Source organism: Myxococcus sp. AM010, from assembly GCF_013372585.1.
GTDB lineage: Bacteria > Myxococcota > Myxococcia > Myxococcales > Myxococcaceae > Myxococcus > Myxococcus vastator.
The window spans coordinates 15,196-31,977 of the sequence record NZ_JABXEO010000093.1 but is presented as its reverse complement, the minus strand read 5'-3'; the positions used below and the strand labels follow the sequence as shown (position 1 = coordinate 31,977).

Sequence of the window (16,782 nt, the reverse complement as noted above, 5' to 3'; positions counted from 1 at the left end):
CCCCACCCCGCCCCTTCGACTGGGCCACCTCACGCAGCCCCAGCGCCAGGCGGCGCGCCTCGGGCACGCGCCCGTACCCGCACCCCAGGACTTCCTTCAGCGCGCCCTCTTGCCGGTCCATCGCCGCCGCCAACCGACAATCCAGCCAGGCCAGGTCACCGCGTGCCAGGTCCGAGGCCGCGCCACGCTCCGCGTCCGCCAGCGCGAGCCGCAGCGACTCCAGGATGGGACGGCCAGAGGCGGGCAGCCCCTGCTGCGCCAGCGCCAGCAGCGCGTGGCCTTCCGACGACCGCGCCAGCGTCTCCACCGGCGCCTTCGCGCCCTCCGGCGTTGACGCCCCCGCCGCCGCCGGAGGCGCCAGGCCTCGGGCCACGCGCCTGGCTCGCGCCGACAGGGCCTCCAGCACGTCCACCGCGGTGCACGGTCCACTGCAACCCGCCGCCAGCTTCGCCAGTGAGCGCGCCGCCTCCGCCGCCACACGCGGAACCGCGTCCTCCAAGAGCCGCCCGAGGACCACTGCGTCCTCGGGACCGCCCACGTCACCGAAGCCCTTCGCGCACAGCGCCCGCGCGTCCGCGTCCGCGTCGCCCAGGCAGCGGCGAAGCGCGGGCAAGGCCTCGGTCCGCTTCACGGTGGCCAGGAAATAAGCCCCCGCCTGACGCGCCTCCACCGGCCGCTCGTCCGCGAGCAGCGCCTCCGCTGGCGCCAGGGACACCTGGGCAACCACCGCCGCGCCACGGGTGCGCGCGATGACGCCCAGCGCCTGCGTGGCCTGGGCCGCCTCCGCGACATCCGCCTCCCGCATCCGCTCGGACAGCCACGTCACGGCGCCGGGCGTCCCCAGCCGGCCCACGGCCTCCACCACCGCCCGCCGCACGTCCGCGTCACGCTCCGTCCGCCCGGCCTCCAGCAGCGCCTTCTCCAGCGACGCGAGCTCGGCGTCCACCAGGGGCTCCCAGGACAGGGCCAGCACGCCGGAGGCGAAGGCGGCCTCTCCACGCACCGTCGCTTCCGCGTCCTTCAGCCCCGCGACGACAACCTCCAGGGTGGCCGCGTCCTGGATTCGCGCCAGCGCCCGCAGGGCCCGGGCACGCACCCGAGCGTCCGGTGCGCTGGCGGCGAGCGAAGTCAGGGCCCCATTTCCCAGCGAGCGCGCGTCTTCCCATTCCTGGATGCGCTCGAGCGTCCGCGCGTCCACGGGAGGCGGCATCACCGGCGGCACGGAGCGGACACATCCGGACAGCAGCGAGAGAGCGACGACACAGGTCGGCAGGGCACGGACGGAGTGCGAGCGGCGCATGGCGCGGGCCTAGGTCAATTCCCCGCGAAAATCCAGGGGTTAGGCCGCGAGGGGTTTGACACGCACGGCCGGCGCTCCGAAGATGGAGAGCGGATTCTCTCAGCGGGAGCGTTGGTCCTGAACTGCCCTGGCTGCGGCTCGCAGGTAGCCGCCAACACGTCCATCTGTTCCGTCTGCGATTACATCATCGATGGCTCGTTCCTCGCGGGGGAGCCGCCGGCCGAAGCGCCAGAAGAGTCCACCGACGCGGCGGAGGACCCACGCCGAGCCGCCAGGCCGCCTCCCCCACGGCGCCCACGTCCGGCCGCTGGCAAGTCCGGAAGCCGGCCCGCTGCAGCGCCGCAGCCCGGTTCGGACTCCACCAACATCCGGAGCATGGAGGACGTCGCTCGCAGTGCGCCGAAGCAGCGCGCGGCGCGTGCAGCGGCGCCTCGGCCCTCGCCTCGCAAGGCTCCCGAGCCCGCTGCCTCGGTGGACCCATGGGACCGCGCGGACCTGGACGTGCGTGGCGGCGCCGTCACCGACCCGGATGAGCTCATCCGCGACGCGAAGGAGCTGTTCGCCCAGCTCCAGGGTGGCGACAAGGTCGCTTTCTGGGGCGCGGTGGTGGTGCTGATGTCGTGCTTCCTTCCGTGGAAGGAGACGGCGGTGGATGGAGACGTGCTCGGCCTGATGAGCCTGGGCTGTGGCGCCTTCGTCATGTCCATCCTCCTGCTCACGGCCGTCACGGTGCGCGTCAAGGGCTCGCTCCCCAACGTGAACCCGGTGGTGCCGTGGATGGGCCAGCTCGTCGTCAGCATCGTGTGCCTCATCTGGTGCATCGTGTTCATCAAGGTGTCGTCCGACACGACGATGGTGCCCACGCCCATCGGCAACTCGGAGATGATGAACTCGTCGCCCAGCTTCGGCGTCTACGTGGCCATCCTGGGCGCGGTCGCCACGCTGGGCGGCACGCTGCTGGGGCTCAAGGGTCAGTCCTCGCGCTGAGCCTCCGCGCGCCTCGAATGAAAAAGCGCTGCCGCCCTCCGCGGCAGCGGGCTAGCGTCACCGGCCACCATGTCCGACGCCTCTCCCCTCTCCCGTCTCACCGCCGCGCTCGACGCGGCCGTCTTCGGACAGCAGCGCGTGCTGGAGGACCTGGTGACGGCCTTCCTCGCGCGCGGCCACGTGCTGCTGGAGGGCGTGCCAGGCGTGGCCAAGACGCTCACCGCGCGCAGCATGGCCGGCGCGCTGGGGCTGCTCTTCACGCGCATCCAGTTCACCCCGGACCTGATGCCGGCGGACATCCTGGGCACCAACGTCTTCCAGCCCCAGGACCACGCCTTCCGCCTCGTGAAGGGCCCCATCTTCACGGAGGTCGTCGTCGCGGACGAAATCAACCGCACCCCGCCCAAGACCCAGGCCGCGCTCCTGGAGGCCATGGAGGAGCGGCAGGTCACCATCGACGGCGTGTCCCACGCGCTGCCGCCCCACTTCTTCGTGGTCGCCACGCAGAACCCCCTGGAGCTGGAGGGCACCTACCCGCTGCCGGAGGCCCAGCTGGACCGCTTCCTCATGCGCGTGCGCGTGGGCTACCCGGAGGCCTCGGCGGAGACGACCATGCTCCGCGCCTTCCACCAGCGAGAAGGCAAGCCGGCCACCACCGGCCAGGTGCTGGACGCGCCCACGCTGCTGGAGCTGCAGGCGCGCGCCGCCCGCGTGTCGTGTGACGACTCCATCCTCCAATACGTGGTGGCCCTCGTCCGGGAGACGCGCGCCAACCCGCGCGTGCGCCTGGGGGCCAGCCCCCGGTCGGCCCAGGCGCTGCTCGCGGCCTCCAAGGCCCGCGCCGCGCTGATGGGCACGGACTTCGTCACCCCCGACGACGTCAAGGCCGTCACCTTCAGCGTCCTCAACCACCGACTGCTCCTCAAGGCCGAAGCCGAGGTGGAAGGCATCACCGCGGACGACGTGCTGAAGCAGACGCTCGAGCGGGTCCGAGTGCCCCGGTGAGCGCCGGGCGCCCCGTCCCCACCGGCCTCGCCGTGGCCCTGCTGGCGGCGGGACTCCTCCCGGCGGCGCTCGCGGTGGCCAGCCCCGCGTTCGGCTGGCTCGCGCTGGCGACGGACGTGGCCGTGCTGGCCCTCTGCGTCGTGGACTTCCTCCGGGCCCCGCGCGCCCAGGACGTCCGCGTCTGGCGGCGCGTGGAGCCCGTCCTCTCCTCCGGCACGCGCAACGCCGTGCACGTGGTGCTGGAGCGCCAGGACACCGGCACCGCGCCGCTGCACGTGGAGGTCCGCGACGAGCCTCCCGAGGACATGGCCAGCAGCGGGCACCGGCAGCGCCTCACCCTGCCCGCGGCCCAGGCCAGGCCCCAGGAGCTCACCTACTTCGTCACGCCGCCTTCGCGGGGCGACGCCCGCTTCGGAGACGTGCACCTGCGGCTGCGGGGCCCCTTGGGCCTGTGCGCGCGACAGGTCCGCGTCCCCGCGGCGCTGGACGTCAAGGTGTACCCGGACCTCACCGCGCTCACCCGTGAAGCGCTGGCGCTGGCCCACGCCTCGGATGCCCCCTCCGCGCGCACGCAGCGGCGGCGCACCTCGGAGGGGCGGGAGTTCGAGTCGCTGCGCGAGTACCGCCCTGGCGACGACTACCGCCACATCGACTGGAAGGCGTCCGCGCGCCACGCCCACACCCTGGTCCGCACGTGGCAGCCGGAGCAGCACCAGCCGGTGCTCCTGCTGCTGGACTGCGGGCGGCACATGGCGGGCCGCATCCAGGAGCGGCGCAAGCTGGACCATGCGGTGGACGCGGCGCTGCGGCTGGCGCGTGTCGGCCTGGAGGCCGGTGACGTGGTCGGCGTGCTGGCGTTCGCCAGCGGCGTGCGGGCCTACCTGCCGCCGCGCAAGGGCCGCGAGCACCTGCGGCTCATCACCGAAGCGCTCTACCGCACCGAGGCCGCGCTCGAGGAGAGCGACTACGGCCGCGCCTTCGACTTCGCCTTCGCCCGCCAGACGCGGCGCGCCCTGGTGGTGCTGTTCACGGACCTGGTGGACCCGGACGCCTCCGCCAGCCTCCTCACGCGCACGCTGGCGCTGCGTCCCCGGCACCTGCCCGTCGTCGCCTCGCTGCTGGACGAGGACGTCCAGGCGGCGGCCCACGGCGTGCCCGCGCGGACGCAGGACGCCTACGCGCGCCAGGCCGCGGCGCGCCTGGAGACGGAGTACCGGCGCACGGCCACCACCCTGCGGGACGCGGGCGCGCTGGTGCTCCGAGCCCCCGCGCGCGGCTTCGGCGCGGCCACGCTCAACGCCTATCTGGACGTGAAGGCGCGCGGACTGCTCTAGGCCTCTGCGTCAAGTCCAGCGAAAGTTTTGTACGCAGTGTGCAGTCAACGTGTATCGACGCCGCTCGCGAAGAAGCATGCCAATCGCGCGGAGGCCGAATTTTCGGCCTCGGACACGACCCCCTTTACAGATAGGCGCGCGTCAACAAAATGGCCGGTCCGCGCTCGCCGTGACGGCGGGCGACCTCGAAAACACCACGGATGGAGACGGTCTTGGCGGAGGTCGCGAGGGGATTCAGGGTGGAGGTTGAGGCGAACGCGGCGGCGGCGGTGGCGGCACGGATGGAGTCCGGGTCGGCGGCGGCGGCCCCCACGGCGTTGACGCCCTTCCATGAGCGGCTGCTGGCAGAGGAGCTGCTGGCCCGCAGCGGTGACACGCAGCAACGGCTGGCGGGAGCGCTGTCGGAAGCGAAGGTGGACCTCAACCCGCACCAGGTGGAAGGCGCCATGTTCGCGCTCGACTCGCTGTCGCGCGGCGGCTGCATGCTGGGTGACGAGGTCGGCCTGGGGAAGACGATTGAAGCGGGGCTCGTCATCGCCCAGCTGATGGCCGAGGGGAAGTCGCGCATCCTCATCATGGCGCCCGCCACGCTGCGCGCGCAGTGGAACAGCGAGCTGCGGGAGAAGTTCGACCTGGACAGCGTCCTGGTGGACGGCCGCACCGTGCGCGCCACCGGGAACTGCTTCGACCAGCCCTTCCCCGTCATCTGCTCGCACCCCTTCGCGGCGAACAAGGCGCACCTGACGTCGGAGATTCCCTGGGACCTCATCGTCATCGACGAGGCCCACCGCCTGCGCAACGCGCACCGGCCCAACAACAAGATGGGGCAGGCCCTGAGGGCGTCCCTGGCCGGCAAGCCCAAGCTGCTGCTCACCGCCACGCCGCTCCAGAATGACCTGATGGAGCTGTTCGGGCTGATGTCCCTGCTGGACGAACAGATCCTGGGGCCCGAGCACGCCTTCCGCAGCCGCTACCGGACGGACGAGGCCGGCGGCATGCCCGAAGCCGCCGCCGTCGAGCTGAAGGAGCGGCTGGCCCCCGTGGTGCAGCGCACCCTGCGCCGGCAGGTGCGCGAATACGTCCGCTACACCAACCGCCGCTCCATCGTGGAGGACTTCACCCCCTCCCCCGAGGAGCACGACCTCTACGAGAAGGTCAGCGAGTACCTCCAGCGCTCCGAGGCCGCGGCGATTGAGCCCGGCAAGAAGACGCTGCTGACGCTCTGCTACCGCAAGCTGCTGGCGTCCTCCACCTACGCCATCGCCCCCACCCTGCGCCGCCTGTCGGACAACCTGGAGAAGCGCCTCCAGGCGGCGAAGCTGGGCCAGCAGGCCCTGGCGATGTTCGAGCCCGAGGAGGCCAAGCAGTTCGTCGAGGAGGGCGAGGAGTGGTCGGACGACCCGGCCAAGGCCCCCAACGTCCGCGCGCTGGAGCAGGAGGTCTGGGAGCTGCGCCAGTACGCGGACCTGGCGGACTCCATCAAGGTCAACGCCAAGGGAGAGGCGCTCAAGCGCGGCCTGGACCGGACCTTCGCCGTGATGAAGTCGCACGGCTGGCCGGAGAAGGCGCTCATCTTCACCGAGTCCAAGCGCACGCAGCAGTACCTCTTCAACCTCCTGTCGGAGAGCGGCTACCAGGGGAAGATTTCCCTGCTGTCGGGGGATGCGGGCACGCCCGAGGACCGGCGCGCGCTGGTGGAGGAGTTCCGCAACCGCACGCAGATCCTCATCTGCACCGAGGCGGGCGCAGAGGGCCTCAACCTCCAGTTCTGCAACCTGGTGGTGAACTATGACTTGCCCTGGAACCCGCAGCGCGTGGAGCAGCGCATCGGCCGCTGCCACCGGTACGGCCAGCAGCGGGACGTGCTGGTCATCAACTTCCTCAACAGGATGAACGCGGCGGACGCCCGCCTCTTCGAGCTGCTGGAGAAGAAGCTGAACCTCTTCGACGGCGTGTTCGGCGCGTCCGACGAAATCCTGGGCGCGCTGGAGAGCGGCGTCGACTTCGAGCGACGCATCCTGGACATCTACCAGTCCTGCCGGAAGCCCGAGGACATCAACATCGCCTTCGACAAGCTCCGCGGGGAGCTGGAGGGCCGCATCAGCCAGCGCATGACGGAGATGCGCTCGGTGGTGCTGGAGCGCTTCGACGGCGACGTGCGGCGCCGGCTGCGCGGACAGAACGAGCAGACGAAGGAGGCCCTGGCCAAGCGCCAGCAGGAGGCCCGCGCCCTCACCGCCTCCGTGCTGGGCAGCCGCAACTCAGGGCGGCTGGAGGTGGCCAAGGCCGCCTACGCCGTCAAGGAGCGCACCCAGGACGCGGTGAGCTACCTGCAACTGGACGCGGCGGGACTGCCGTCCCGGCTGGCGCGGCTCGCGGGCAGCGAGGGCTGGTGGTTCGCGTACAAGTTCGAGACGACCGGCCTCAAGCCCGAGGAAAAGCTGGCCCACCTGGTGCTCGTGCGCGACAGGGACGGTTTCCGCGCCCTGCCCATGGCGGACGGCGCGCACTTCGTGAAGCTGGCGGCGAAGCCGGAGCGCCGGCGCCAGCCCGCGCCGGTGTCCGTGCAGCTGATGCAGGAGCAGGCGCTGGTGGCGGCGAAGGACGAAATCGTCCGGGCCGCGGAGCGGCGCAACGCCCTGGAGCTGGACAAGGCCAAGGAGCGCGCGGACCGCTACGTCGAGGACTGCCTCATGGAGTCGCGCGAGGCCGTGGAAGCCGCGCGGCAGACGTGGATTGAGGCGCGCAAGCAGGTGGGGCTGGCCGAGGACATCGCCGACAAGGCCAAGGCCCGCGCCCATTCCGACAGGCTGGAGCGCGAGTACCGCCGCAAGCTGTCCTCGCTCCGCAACGAGGAGGAGAAGCGCTATGCCTCCAAGGACCGGCAGCTCGCGGAGCTGGCCAACAAGGGGAAGGTGACGGAGAAGCGCTCCCTCATCGCCTCCGCCTACTTCTGGCTGTCGTAGTCCGCCGGGCGCAGACGCACCCACGTCGCGCCCCAGCCTCCGTCCCCTTCGCCCGCGGAGCGGAACGACTCCACCTCCGGCAGCTTGGGAAGCAGCGACTGCACGGTGCGCCTCAGCGCGCCGGTGCCCTTGCCGTGGATGATGCGCACGTCCAGGACGCCCTTCTGCCGGCACGCCCAGAGGTACTCCACCACCAGGTCCTTCACGTCGCGCGGGTGGAAGAGGTGCAGGTCCAGGTTCCCATCAATGGGAATTTCTACAGCTTCGTCCTCGGAAGGCGGCGGCTCCGGCCCTTCGGGCGGGAGCGGCGGCTCATTCGCGCCCAGGACGGGCAGGCGTCTTCGGCTCACGCTCCCACTCCTGCTTCTCCTTCGCCGCCTGCAGGCGGCGCCGCTCGCGTGCAGCCTTGAAGCGCTCGGACAGCGAGGACACTTCGCCCTTCAGCGCGGAGAGGTTCGTGGAGACGCTGCCCGGGTCGCCTTGCTGGCGGCCGGCTGCCTGCTCGCCGTGGGCGCCAGCGCCCCCTGCGGACATCAGCTGGACCATCAACGCTGCAACCGTGATGACTGTCATGGCCCCACAGGTAAGCAAGACGCGTGCTCAGTGGCAAGTGGCGCTCAGATGTCGGAGGCCTGGCGCTCAGCTTCTTCCCGCCTGCCCAGGACGACGCGCTCGGCCAGTTTGATAGCGGACAGTGGCGCGCTGCCCTCGGCCTTGTTGTTGATGGTGATGAAGGTGGGCTTGTCCCGGCGCAGCGCCGCCAGGCACACCCGGGCCAGGACGTCGCGCGTGGGGACGTCCTCGTCCACCAGTTGATTGAACGGCGCGTAGCGCGCGCGAGCCTCCTCGTAGCCGAGGTCCGGCGGGAGCATCCACCGCACCACCAGCGCGCGGGATTCAAAGGCGCGGGTGAGCTTCGCCTGCCGGCCCACGGGCGGCATGTGCGCCCACACCGCCAGCACCGGACTGACGCCCACGTCCGCCAGCGCCTGTGCCAGCCCCTCCGTGAGCAGCGTTTCGTTGCGCAGCTCCACCGCGTACAGCGGCCCCTTCGGCAGCGCGGAGAAGAAGGCGTGCAGCCGCTCCACGAAGCGCGCGGGCCCGCCGAGCGCCTGCGGATCCTGCGGCGGGAACTGGAAGACGAGCGGCCCCGCCTTCTCCCCCAGCCCCTCCACGAAGGGCATGACGACGGCCTCCGTGGCGTAGGCGGCATGGAGGAAGCGCTCATTGGTTTGTCCCCGCTGCGTGCCGTAGCGCTCGTGCAGCGGGAAGCGCGCCAGGGTGCACGCCTCGTGGGCCTTCACCAGGAAGCGGAAGGTGTCCGGCACCTGGGCGGCGTACTCGGCGAAGGCGCTGGAGGCGATGGGGCCGTAGAAGGTCCGGTCGATGCCCACCGTGCGCAGCACCGGGTGGTGCGCGTAGGCGGCCAGGCCCTCCCTCGCGAGCTGCGAGGCGGCGGCCTCATGGTCATAGACGATGCCGGACCAGCCCGGGAACGTCCACGACGACGTCCCCAGGAACACACCCCGAGGCAGCTCCCGCCCCAGCGTGGCCAGCGACTCCGGCACCGCCGCCGGCGCCACGGGCTGCGCACCCTTGCGGCCCCTGGCGGGCGGCTCCACGGCGGCGCCGGTGAAGAGGTCGAGCTGGGCGGGTCCTCGCTCTTGAGGCATGGCGCGTCTCCTGGGCCAATACAGCAGGCACCGCGGGGCACGGTGCCGTGCGTCCAGCGCACCTAACGCCAGACGCCACCGGCTGCAGGAGGTTGCCTCAGTCCAGCCCCACGTCCCAAGTGCCATGTCGCTCCACAGGCGACCGGGCGACGATTCGGGACACGCGGGCGCTACAACACCTTGAGGCGGATGGCCCCGGGCAGCAGCGTCAGGGTGCACGGGAGGCGGCCCGGCGTCTCGCCGTCCACGTCCAGGAACACGTCGCCGCCCTCCACGGGCTCGGCGCGCAGGGTGCGGCAGCGCAGGCGGCGCGTGCCCTTCCAGTTCACGTGCGAGCCGTTGTAGACGCCCTTCGACTTGAGGACGAAGTCACTCAGGCCGTAGTTGGACCAGATGGTGACGTCGAAGAGGCCGTCGTGGGTGACGGCGTCCGGCGCGACGAACATGCCGCTGCCGAAGTAGCGACCGTTGGCCACGGCCACCGCGGTGACGCTCACCACTTCTTCCGGGCCCCCGTCCACCGACAGGCGCACCTGCCGCTCCGAGTACTTCACCAGGCCCTTCAGCGTGCCCCACATGAAGCTCAGGTGGCCGCCCAGGGCCTTGCTGCTCTGGTTGACCTCCTGGGCCACCACAGCGCTCACACCGAACGAGGCGATGTTGGCGAAGTAGCGGGTGGCGGGCTGGCCCGCGTTGTCGGTGAACTCCAGCCGGCCCACGTCGAAGGGCTCCGTCGCGCCGGAGCGCAGCCGCTCCAGCGACGAGGCCAGCTCCAGGTCCCACCCGAAGGTGCGCCGGAAGTCGCCCCCCGTGCCCCGAGGAATCAGCCCCAGCGCCGCGTTCGGATTCAGCGCCTTGCCGTCCTCGAAGAAGCCGTTGGTGACTTCGTTGAGCGTGCCGTCGCCACCCACCGCGACGATGCACTCGTACCCGTCCAGGAGGGCCTGGCGGGTGATGCGCACCGCGTCCATGCCGCCCTGGGTGAAGCCATGGCCGAAGTCGCCCAGCGCCCTGCTGACCTGCGCGGAAATCTCAGCCCAGCGCTTTCCTGTCTGGCCGTTGGCGCTGCGCGGATTGACCACGAGGAACGTCTTCATCTGGCCCTACCCCTCCCTTGGCCCTCCCTGTTTACGCGGTTGCGCACCGGCACTCCACTCCGTGGCCATGTTCGGGCCACGGCGGGTCCGCCGCCACCCCGCGTCAAAGGGGGTGGCGGGAGCGCGCGGGCGAGGGCTCGCGTCTGACGGACTCAGGCCTTCGGCGCCACGGGCACCGGCCGCACGTGGACCTCTTTGAGCTGCCGGTCATCCACGTCGCCGGGGGCGCCCGTCATCAGGTCGGTGCCCGTCTTCGACTTGGGGAACGGAATCACGTCGCGCAGGGACTCGGCGCCCGTGAGCAGCATGACCAGCCGGTCCATGCCCAGCGCGATGCCGCCGTGCGGCGGGGCGCCGAACTTCAGCGCGTCCAGCAGGAAGCCGAACTTGGCGCGCGCGTCCTCGTCGCTGATGCCCAGCGCCTTGAACACCTCCGCCTGCACCTTCGGGTCATGCAGCCGGATGGAGCCGCCGCCAATCTCGAAGCCGTTGAGCACCACGTCGTAGCGGTGGCACTTCACCCGGCCCGGGTCCGTGAGCAGGAAGTCCACGTCCTCGTCGTGCGGACGCGTGAAGGCGTGGTGCGCCGCCGCCCAGGTGTTCGTCTCGTCGTCGTACTCGAACAGCGGCGGGTTCACGACCCAGAGGAAGTTCCACTGGCCGCCGCTGCCGTACTCCGGAATCAGGCCCAGCTTCTTGGCCACGTGCACGCGCAGGTTGGCCATCACCGTGTGGACCAGCGACTCCTTGCCGAACTGGAACAGGAGCAGGTCGCCCGTCTTCGCGCCCACGGCCTGGTTGATGGCCTGCCGCAGCGCGGGGCTGATTGTTTTGGACAGCGGGGACTGCGTCCACTCGCCCCCGTCCGCCACCTTCGCGCGGGCCAGGCCCTTGGCGCCCGCCTGCTTGGCGAACTCCTCCAGCTTGTCGCTCTCCGCGCGGCTCATCGCCTTCTCCGCGGGGATGACCATGGCCTTGACGATGCCCTTGTTCTGCACCGCCTCCCAAATCATGGGGACGCCGCCGCCCTCGCCGTGCTCGCGGATGAGGTCGGTGAGCACCACGTGCTCCAGGCCGAAGCGCAGGTCCGGCTTGTCGTTGCCGTACTTCGCCATGGACTCGTAGAAGTCCATCCGCATGAAGGGCGTGGGGATGTCGATGCCCAGCACCTCGCCCCACAGCTTCTTCAGCAGGCCCTCAATCATGGTGAAGATGTCGTCCTGGTTGACGAAGCTCATCTCCACGTCGATTTGCGTGAACTCCGGCTGCCGGTCCACGCGCAGGTCCTCGTCGCGGAAGCACTTCACGATCTGGAAGTACCGGTCGAAGCCCGCCACCATGAAGAGCTGCTTGTAGAGCTGCGGGCTCTCCGCCAGCGCGTAGAACTTGCCCGGGTTGAGGCGGCTGGGGACCAGGAAGTTGCGCGCGCCGCCCGGCGTGTACTTGCCCATGAAGGGCGTCTCCAGCTCCAGGAACCCGTTGTCCACCATGTACGAGCGCGTCAGCGCGTTCATCTTCGAGCGCGTCATCAGCGAGCGCTGGAGCGGCGCGCGGCGCAGGTCCAGGAAGCGGTGGGCCAGGCGCTTCTCCTCCGACGTGTCGATGCTGTCCTCGACGGGGAACGGCGTCGGCTCGGAGCGGTTGAAGATGGTGAGGTCGCTGGCCTGGATCTCGATTTCACCCGTCTTCATCTTCGGGTTCACGTTCTTCCCGCGCGAGACGACCTTGCCGCGCACGCCCACGCAGTACTCCAGCCGGAGGCTCCCGGCGAGCGCGTGCGCCTCCGCGTGGTCCGGCTCGAACACCACCTGCGTGAGGCCATCCCGATCTCGCAGGTCGATGAACACCGCGCCGCCGTGGTCCCGGCGGTTGTGCACCCAGCCGAAGAGGACGACTTCCTCGCCGACGTTGGTCGCGGTGAGCTGACCGCAAGTGTGGGTACGCTTGACCTCGGAGATGAACGGGACTGCCATGGCACCGCCTGCTGGATTCGAAGGGGGAAGAAGGCGGGGCACCATACGGATCGTGGAAACAACGCGTCAAGGAATCCGAGCGCCCCGGACCGGTCTCAAACCGTCGGATTCAGGGCGGATTCCGGGTTCCAAAGCCGCCCGCGAGGCCAGGGCGCACCGGCTGCCCGCCCGCCGTGCTCGCGAAGGTGACGGACGGGGGGAATACACGTTCCGGGCGGTCCGGAGTAGAACGGCGGCATGCTCCGAACAGTCATCGCCTCGACCGCCGCGCTCGGACTGGCCGCCGGCTGTGCGCCCGATTCAGCCGCGCCCGTCAAGGTCAGCGCCCTGGTGCTCTCCAGCAATGGCCAGTACGTCCCCCAGGAGGTGGAGCTGAAGACCATCTCCGACATCGTCGGCCTCAAGGGCACGGTGGCCGACCTCCAGGGAGGCGCGCGCATCGTCATCGACTCCCAGGACCCGGACCTGAACAACGCCACCACGCCGGAGGGCTACGCCAACGCGCTGCTCAAGAACGCCGGCCGTGACGTCAGCGCCAACTACATCTCCCAGGACGGCGTCCTGTGGCCGGCGGACTTCCACACCTGGAACATGGTGACGGCGTACTACAGCATGGAGCGCGCCTACGATTACTTCCGCGGCGTGGGCAACCTCCCCGCGGCGGACTTCAAGGACCCCGTCACCACGTACTACTTCCCGGAGTTCGTGCTCGCGGACGTGGACAAGGACCCGCTGAGCGACAACGCCATGTACTTCTCCGTGCTGGAGTCGTTCCTGGTGCTGCCCTTCGACCAGCTCCAGCGCGCCCCGCTGGCCATCAACGCCGGCGTCATCGCCCACGAATACTCGCACCGCGTCTTCAACCTGAAGGCCTACAACGGCCAGCAGTTCCCGGAGGCGCTCACGCTGTGGCAGCAATCCGGCGCCAGCCCGGGCGCCAACATCCTCAAGTCCTTCGACGAGGGGCTCGCGGACTACCACGCGTACGGCGCCACCTGTCAGACGACCCAGGGCGGCAAGGGCTGTGACACGCGCTTCTTCTCCACGTCCTTTCACGGCAACGTCTACGGCCCCATCACCGACGACCGGGACCTGGCCCGCGTGGACCGCTGCATGGACGCGTCCTTGCTGAGCCAGCTCTACAACCAGAACCTGAGCGCGTTCAGCGGCAACGAGTACCGGGTGGGCACGCTGCTCGCCAGCGCGCTCTACCAGGCCGGCGAGGCCACCGGTCAGCGCGACGTGCTGCTGCGCGCCATCGTCGCCTCGTACAACGACGAGAGCACGACGACGCCCGGCCTCTACCAGCTGGCGCGCGCCACGCTGGCGGACCAGTCCCGCTTCACCCTCGCCGTGGCCGCCAGCGCCATCATCACCCACGTCACCGACCTGCGCCTGAAGGAGGCCGTCTGCAACGAGCTGATGGACCACCTCCAGATTCCGCGTGAGCAGCTCGTCGGCACCGACCCCAACATGTGCCCGCCCAGCGCCGCGGGTGGCACGACCTGCCCCCGCCTGGACTTGTGAGCATGAGGACTGCTTCCGTGAAGATGTGGCTCTTGCGTTGCGCCCTGGGCAGCCTCGCCCTGTCCGCCCCCGCCCTGGCCCAGGACGAGGACGACCCCTACGCCTACCCGGACGACGAGCCCGCCTACGACGCCGCCGGCTCCTATGACGAGGTGCGCCCCAAGGTGGACGAGACGGACGACTTCCGCCGCGTCTCCGAGCAGGAGCACGACGACGGCGAGGACGACTTCAAGGCCCTCTCCGGGCTCGACGACCCGAACCTGGGCGTGGCCATGGAGTTCATCACCGGCGCCCTCTTCCTGGACAGCCCGCGCGGCCGGGCCACGGAGACGCGCCTGGGCCTGGGCGTGCGCGCCACCTGGGAGTACGGGCGCATCCTCGACGACGAGTCGCTGCGCGAGGCCCTCTGGGCCGACGTGCGCTGGACGTTCGGCGGCACCAGCGACGGCACCGACTTCATCCAGGGCAAGACGCACCTCCACTACTTCACCATTGCCCCGGCCTACGAGCTGAAGCTCGGCAAGTCCGACTTCGGCTTCTTCGCCCAGGCGGGTGGCGGCGTCGCGTACACGTCGTCGACCCTCACCATCGACACGGCGGAGACGAAGGTGAGCGGCCTCAAGCCGCTGCTCCAGTACGGCGTGGGCTTCCGCGGCCGGCCCCGGCTGACCTCCTCCGGTAACTTCCGCCTCGCCTTCCGGCTGGAGGCCATGGGCTACCGCCGGGGCTACCACAACGACTTCTTCCTGGGCGGCAGCCTCGGCACCGCCTTCTGAAGTCGCCTTCACCGGCCGCTCGCCGCGCCTCCTCCGGCGGGCGGCCATGAAGATTTTTCCACCGACTCCCCGCTTCGCCCGTGTCCCCTCCTTGCGACTTCAAGGAGTTGGGACTGGCACGCCGTGTGCTCTTGAATTCCACCGGGACGGGAACCTGGGTTCCCCTGGGGGCTGGGAGGCGAGGCATGAAGAACGCGCAGGGACAGGGGCAGCACTTGGACCCCATCTGTGGGAAGACCTTGGACACACCCGAGGGCCGTCCCACCACCGAGTACAAGAAGCGCCGTTACTTCTTCTGCTCGGAGCGGTGCCGCCACGCCTTCGAAAGGCAGGCGGAGCGCTTCCGCTTCAACGAGCTGGCCCGCGTCGGCGCGCTGATGACGCCGGGCCGCGTCCGCTGGGGCATCGCCTGAGCTGAGCGCCAGGGCTGTCAGGCGGCCACGCGCAAATCCTTGAGCCGCAGCGACAGCTTGCGCTGGCCTCGGAACGTGTCGAAGCCGGCCTGGAAGGCCAGGTCCACCGGGCCATCCACCAGCGTGGCCCGGTCCGCCATGTTGAAGCCGATGGCGTCCAGCTCCGGCGCGTCCGCCAGGGCCAGCTTGAGGTGGCCATGGCCCGTGCCGGACTTGGGCTGCAGCACGCGGGGGCGAGCCACCTGCCGGCGCAGCACCAGGACGGGCTCCGGATTGCCCTGCCCGAAGGGCCCCAGCCGCTGGAGCGACTCCACGGCGTGGGCGTCCAGCTCGTTGGGGTTCACCACCGCGTCCACGCGGCACCGGGGGATGAGGTCCTCCGGAGACAGGCGCTGGTAGGCAATCTTCTCGAAGGCCTCCCGGAAGGCGGGCAGCCGCTCCGCGTCGATGGTGAGCCCCGCGGCGTGCTTGTGGCCGCCGAAGCGCGTCAGCAGCTCCGCGCAGCCGCTGAGCGCGTCATGGAGGTGGAAGGCCTCGATGCTGCGCGCCGAGCCCTTCCCCACGCCGTCCTTCACCCCCACCATGACGGTGGGCCGGTAGAAGCGCTCCACCACGCGCGAGGCGACGATGCCGATGACGCCCGGGTGCCAGCCTTCGTCGTACAGCACCAGGCCGCGCGCGTCCTTCAGCGACTCCGCCTGGGCCAGCGCCTGCGTGAGGATGCTGCTCTCGATGCCCTGGCGCTCCGCGTTGGCGCGGTCCAACACCGCGGCCAGCGAGCGCGCCGTCTCCGGTGACTCCGAGCACAGCAGTTGGAGGCCCAGCGAGGCGTCATGCAGCCGGCCCGCCGCGTTGATGCGCGGCCCCAGGCGGAAGCCCACCTGGCCCGCGGTGACGGAGGCGTCCGGGTCCATGCCCGCCACCTCCTTCAAGGCCCGCACGCCCGGCCGGCGGCCCGCGCTCAGCTCCTGGAGGCCGTGCGTCACGAGGATGCGGTTGGCGCCGGTGAGGGGCACCACGTCCGCCACCGTGGCCAGCGCCACCAGGTCCATCATCGCGCGGAGGTTGGGCTCCTTCCGGGTGGCGAAGAAGCCCTCGTCGCGCAGGCGCTTGCGGATGCCCATGCAGAAGTTGAAGGCCACGCCCGCGGCGCACAGCGCCTTCGTCGGGTACTCGCAGCCAGGCTGGTGCGGGTTGAGCACCGCCACCGCGGGCGGCAGCGTGGGCGGCACGGTGTGGTGGTCCACCACCAGCACATCCAGGCCCAGCTCCTTGGCGCGGGTGATTTCGGCGACCGAGGTGATGCCGCAGTCCAGCGTCACCAGCACCCGCGTGCCCTCCGCGGCGATGCGCTCCACCGCGCCGACGTTGAGGCCATAGCCTTCGTCCAGCCGGTGGGGGATGTACGTCGCGGGCGGCGCGCCCAGCTCCTTCATGAAGAGGTACAGCAACGACGTGGAGCAGACGCCGTCCACGTCGTAATCCCCGTAGAGCGTCACCTTCTCCCGCGAGCGAATCGCCCGGATGATGCGGTCCACCGCCCCCGGCATCCCCTTCATGCGGAACGGGTCCGGCAGGTCCGCCAACCGGTCCGACAGGAACGCCGACGCGGACTCAGGGGTGCGGTAGCCACGGTGCAGGAGCACCTTCGCCGCGAGCGGGTGCAGCGACAGCTCCCCCACGAGGGACGCCACTTCCTGCTCGACTACATCTGGAAGCAACCACCGCACG

Annotated in this window: 14 protein-coding genes; 7 read left to right on the top strand and 7 right to left on the bottom strand. The window is 70.5% G+C overall.

Annotated elements, in window-relative coordinates; translation table 11 throughout:
- Positions 1-1,300: HEAT repeat domain-containing protein (locus HV826_RS30795; protein WP_176420633.1), on the bottom strand; the 1,300-nt coding region annotated here is incomplete at its 3' end.
- A gap of 375 nt (positions 1,301-1,675) precedes the next feature.
- Here HV826_RS30795 and HV826_RS36755 point away from each other — a divergent pair.
- The 4 genes from HV826_RS36755 to HV826_RS30775 all read left to right on the top strand — a co-directional run bounded on the left by HV826_RS36755 (position 1,676) and on the right by HV826_RS30775 (position 7,592).
- Positions 1,676-2,287, top strand: a complete 612-nt coding sequence (locus HV826_RS36755) for a hypothetical protein (protein WP_217917767.1) — start codon at positions 1,676-1,678, stop codon at positions 2,285-2,287.
- Positions 2,288-2,356: 69 nt separating this feature from the next.
- Positions 2,357-3,292: a MoxR family ATPase gene (locus tag HV826_RS30785; RefSeq protein WP_176420631.1), complete on the top strand. Its 936-nt coding sequence runs from the start codon at positions 2,357-2,359 to the stop codon at positions 3,290-3,292.
- The gene (locus HV826_RS30780) at positions 3,289-4,626 is read left to right on the top strand and encodes a DUF58 domain-containing protein (protein ID WP_176420630.1); all 1,338 of its coding nucleotides are present in this window, start codon (positions 3,289-3,291) and stop codon (positions 4,624-4,626) included. The genes HV826_RS30785 and HV826_RS30780 overlap by 4 nt, the downstream gene beginning before the upstream one ends.
- A gap of 200 nt (positions 4,627-4,826) precedes the next feature.
- Positions 4,827-7,592, top strand: a complete 2,766-nt coding sequence (locus HV826_RS30775) for an SNF2-related protein (protein WP_176420629.1) — start codon at positions 4,827-4,829, stop codon at positions 7,590-7,592.
- Here the strand turns inward: HV826_RS30775 and HV826_RS30770 are convergent.
- From HV826_RS30770 to aspS, 5 genes are all read right to left on the bottom strand, one after another.
- Positions 7,574-7,942, bottom strand: a complete 369-nt coding sequence (locus HV826_RS30770; protein WP_163781098.1) for a Smr/MutS family protein — start codon at positions 7,940-7,942, stop codon at positions 7,574-7,576. The two genes, HV826_RS30775 and HV826_RS30770, sit on opposite strands and share 19 nt — an antisense overlap.
- Positions 7,905-8,165 carry a hypothetical protein gene (locus HV826_RS30765; RefSeq protein ID WP_176420628.1) on the bottom strand — a complete coding sequence of 87 codons (261 nt, stop codon included), beginning with the start codon at positions 8,163-8,165 and terminating at the stop codon, positions 7,905-7,907. The genes HV826_RS30770 and HV826_RS30765 overlap by 38 nt, the downstream gene beginning before the upstream one ends.
- Positions 8,166-8,209: 44 nt before the next feature.
- Complete coding sequence (locus HV826_RS30760; RefSeq protein ID WP_176420627.1) at positions 8,210-9,265, bottom strand: DUF72 domain-containing protein; 1,056 nt, start codon at positions 9,263-9,265, stop codon at positions 8,210-8,212.
- A 170-nt stretch (positions 9,266-9,435) separates the two neighbouring features.
- Entirely contained in the window at positions 9,436-10,362 is a 927-nt protein-coding gene (locus HV826_RS30755; protein WP_176420626.1) for a diacylglycerol kinase family protein, read from the bottom strand.
- A 152-nt stretch (positions 10,363-10,514) separates the two neighbouring features.
- Positions 10,515-12,335 carry an aspartate--tRNA ligase gene (gene aspS / locus HV826_RS30750; RefSeq protein ID WP_176420625.1) on the bottom strand — a complete coding sequence of 607 codons (1,821 nt, stop codon included), beginning with the start codon at positions 12,333-12,335 and terminating at the stop codon, positions 10,515-10,517.
- A gap of 237 nt (positions 12,336-12,572) precedes the next feature.
- Here aspS and HV826_RS30745 point away from each other — a divergent pair, with 237 nt between their 5' ends.
- The 3 genes from HV826_RS30745 to HV826_RS30735 all read left to right on the top strand — a co-directional run bounded on the left by HV826_RS30745 (position 12,573) and on the right by HV826_RS30735 (position 15,051).
- Positions 12,573-13,862, top strand: a complete 1,290-nt coding sequence (locus HV826_RS30745; RefSeq protein ID WP_176420624.1) for a hypothetical protein — start codon at positions 12,573-12,575, stop codon at positions 13,860-13,862.
- 17 nt (positions 13,863-13,879) lie between these two features.
- Positions 13,880-14,638 carry a hypothetical protein gene (locus HV826_RS30740; protein ID WP_176420635.1) on the top strand — a complete coding sequence of 253 codons (759 nt, stop codon included), beginning with the start codon at positions 13,880-13,882 and terminating at the stop codon, positions 14,636-14,638.
- A gap of 185 nt (positions 14,639-14,823) precedes the next feature.
- Positions 14,824-15,051: a YHS domain-containing protein gene (locus tag HV826_RS30735; protein ID WP_176420623.1), complete on the top strand. Its 228-nt coding sequence runs from the start codon at positions 14,824-14,826 to the stop codon at positions 15,049-15,051.
- Between the two features lie 17 nt (positions 15,052-15,068).
- Here the strand turns inward: HV826_RS30735 and recJ are convergent, their stop codons facing one another.
- On the bottom strand, positions 15,069-16,781 hold the full coding sequence (recJ, locus tag HV826_RS30730; RefSeq protein ID WP_176420622.1) for a single-stranded-DNA-specific exonuclease RecJ: 1,713 nt from the start codon (positions 16,779-16,781) through the stop codon (positions 15,069-15,071).
- Position 16,782: the final 1 nt, after the last annotated feature.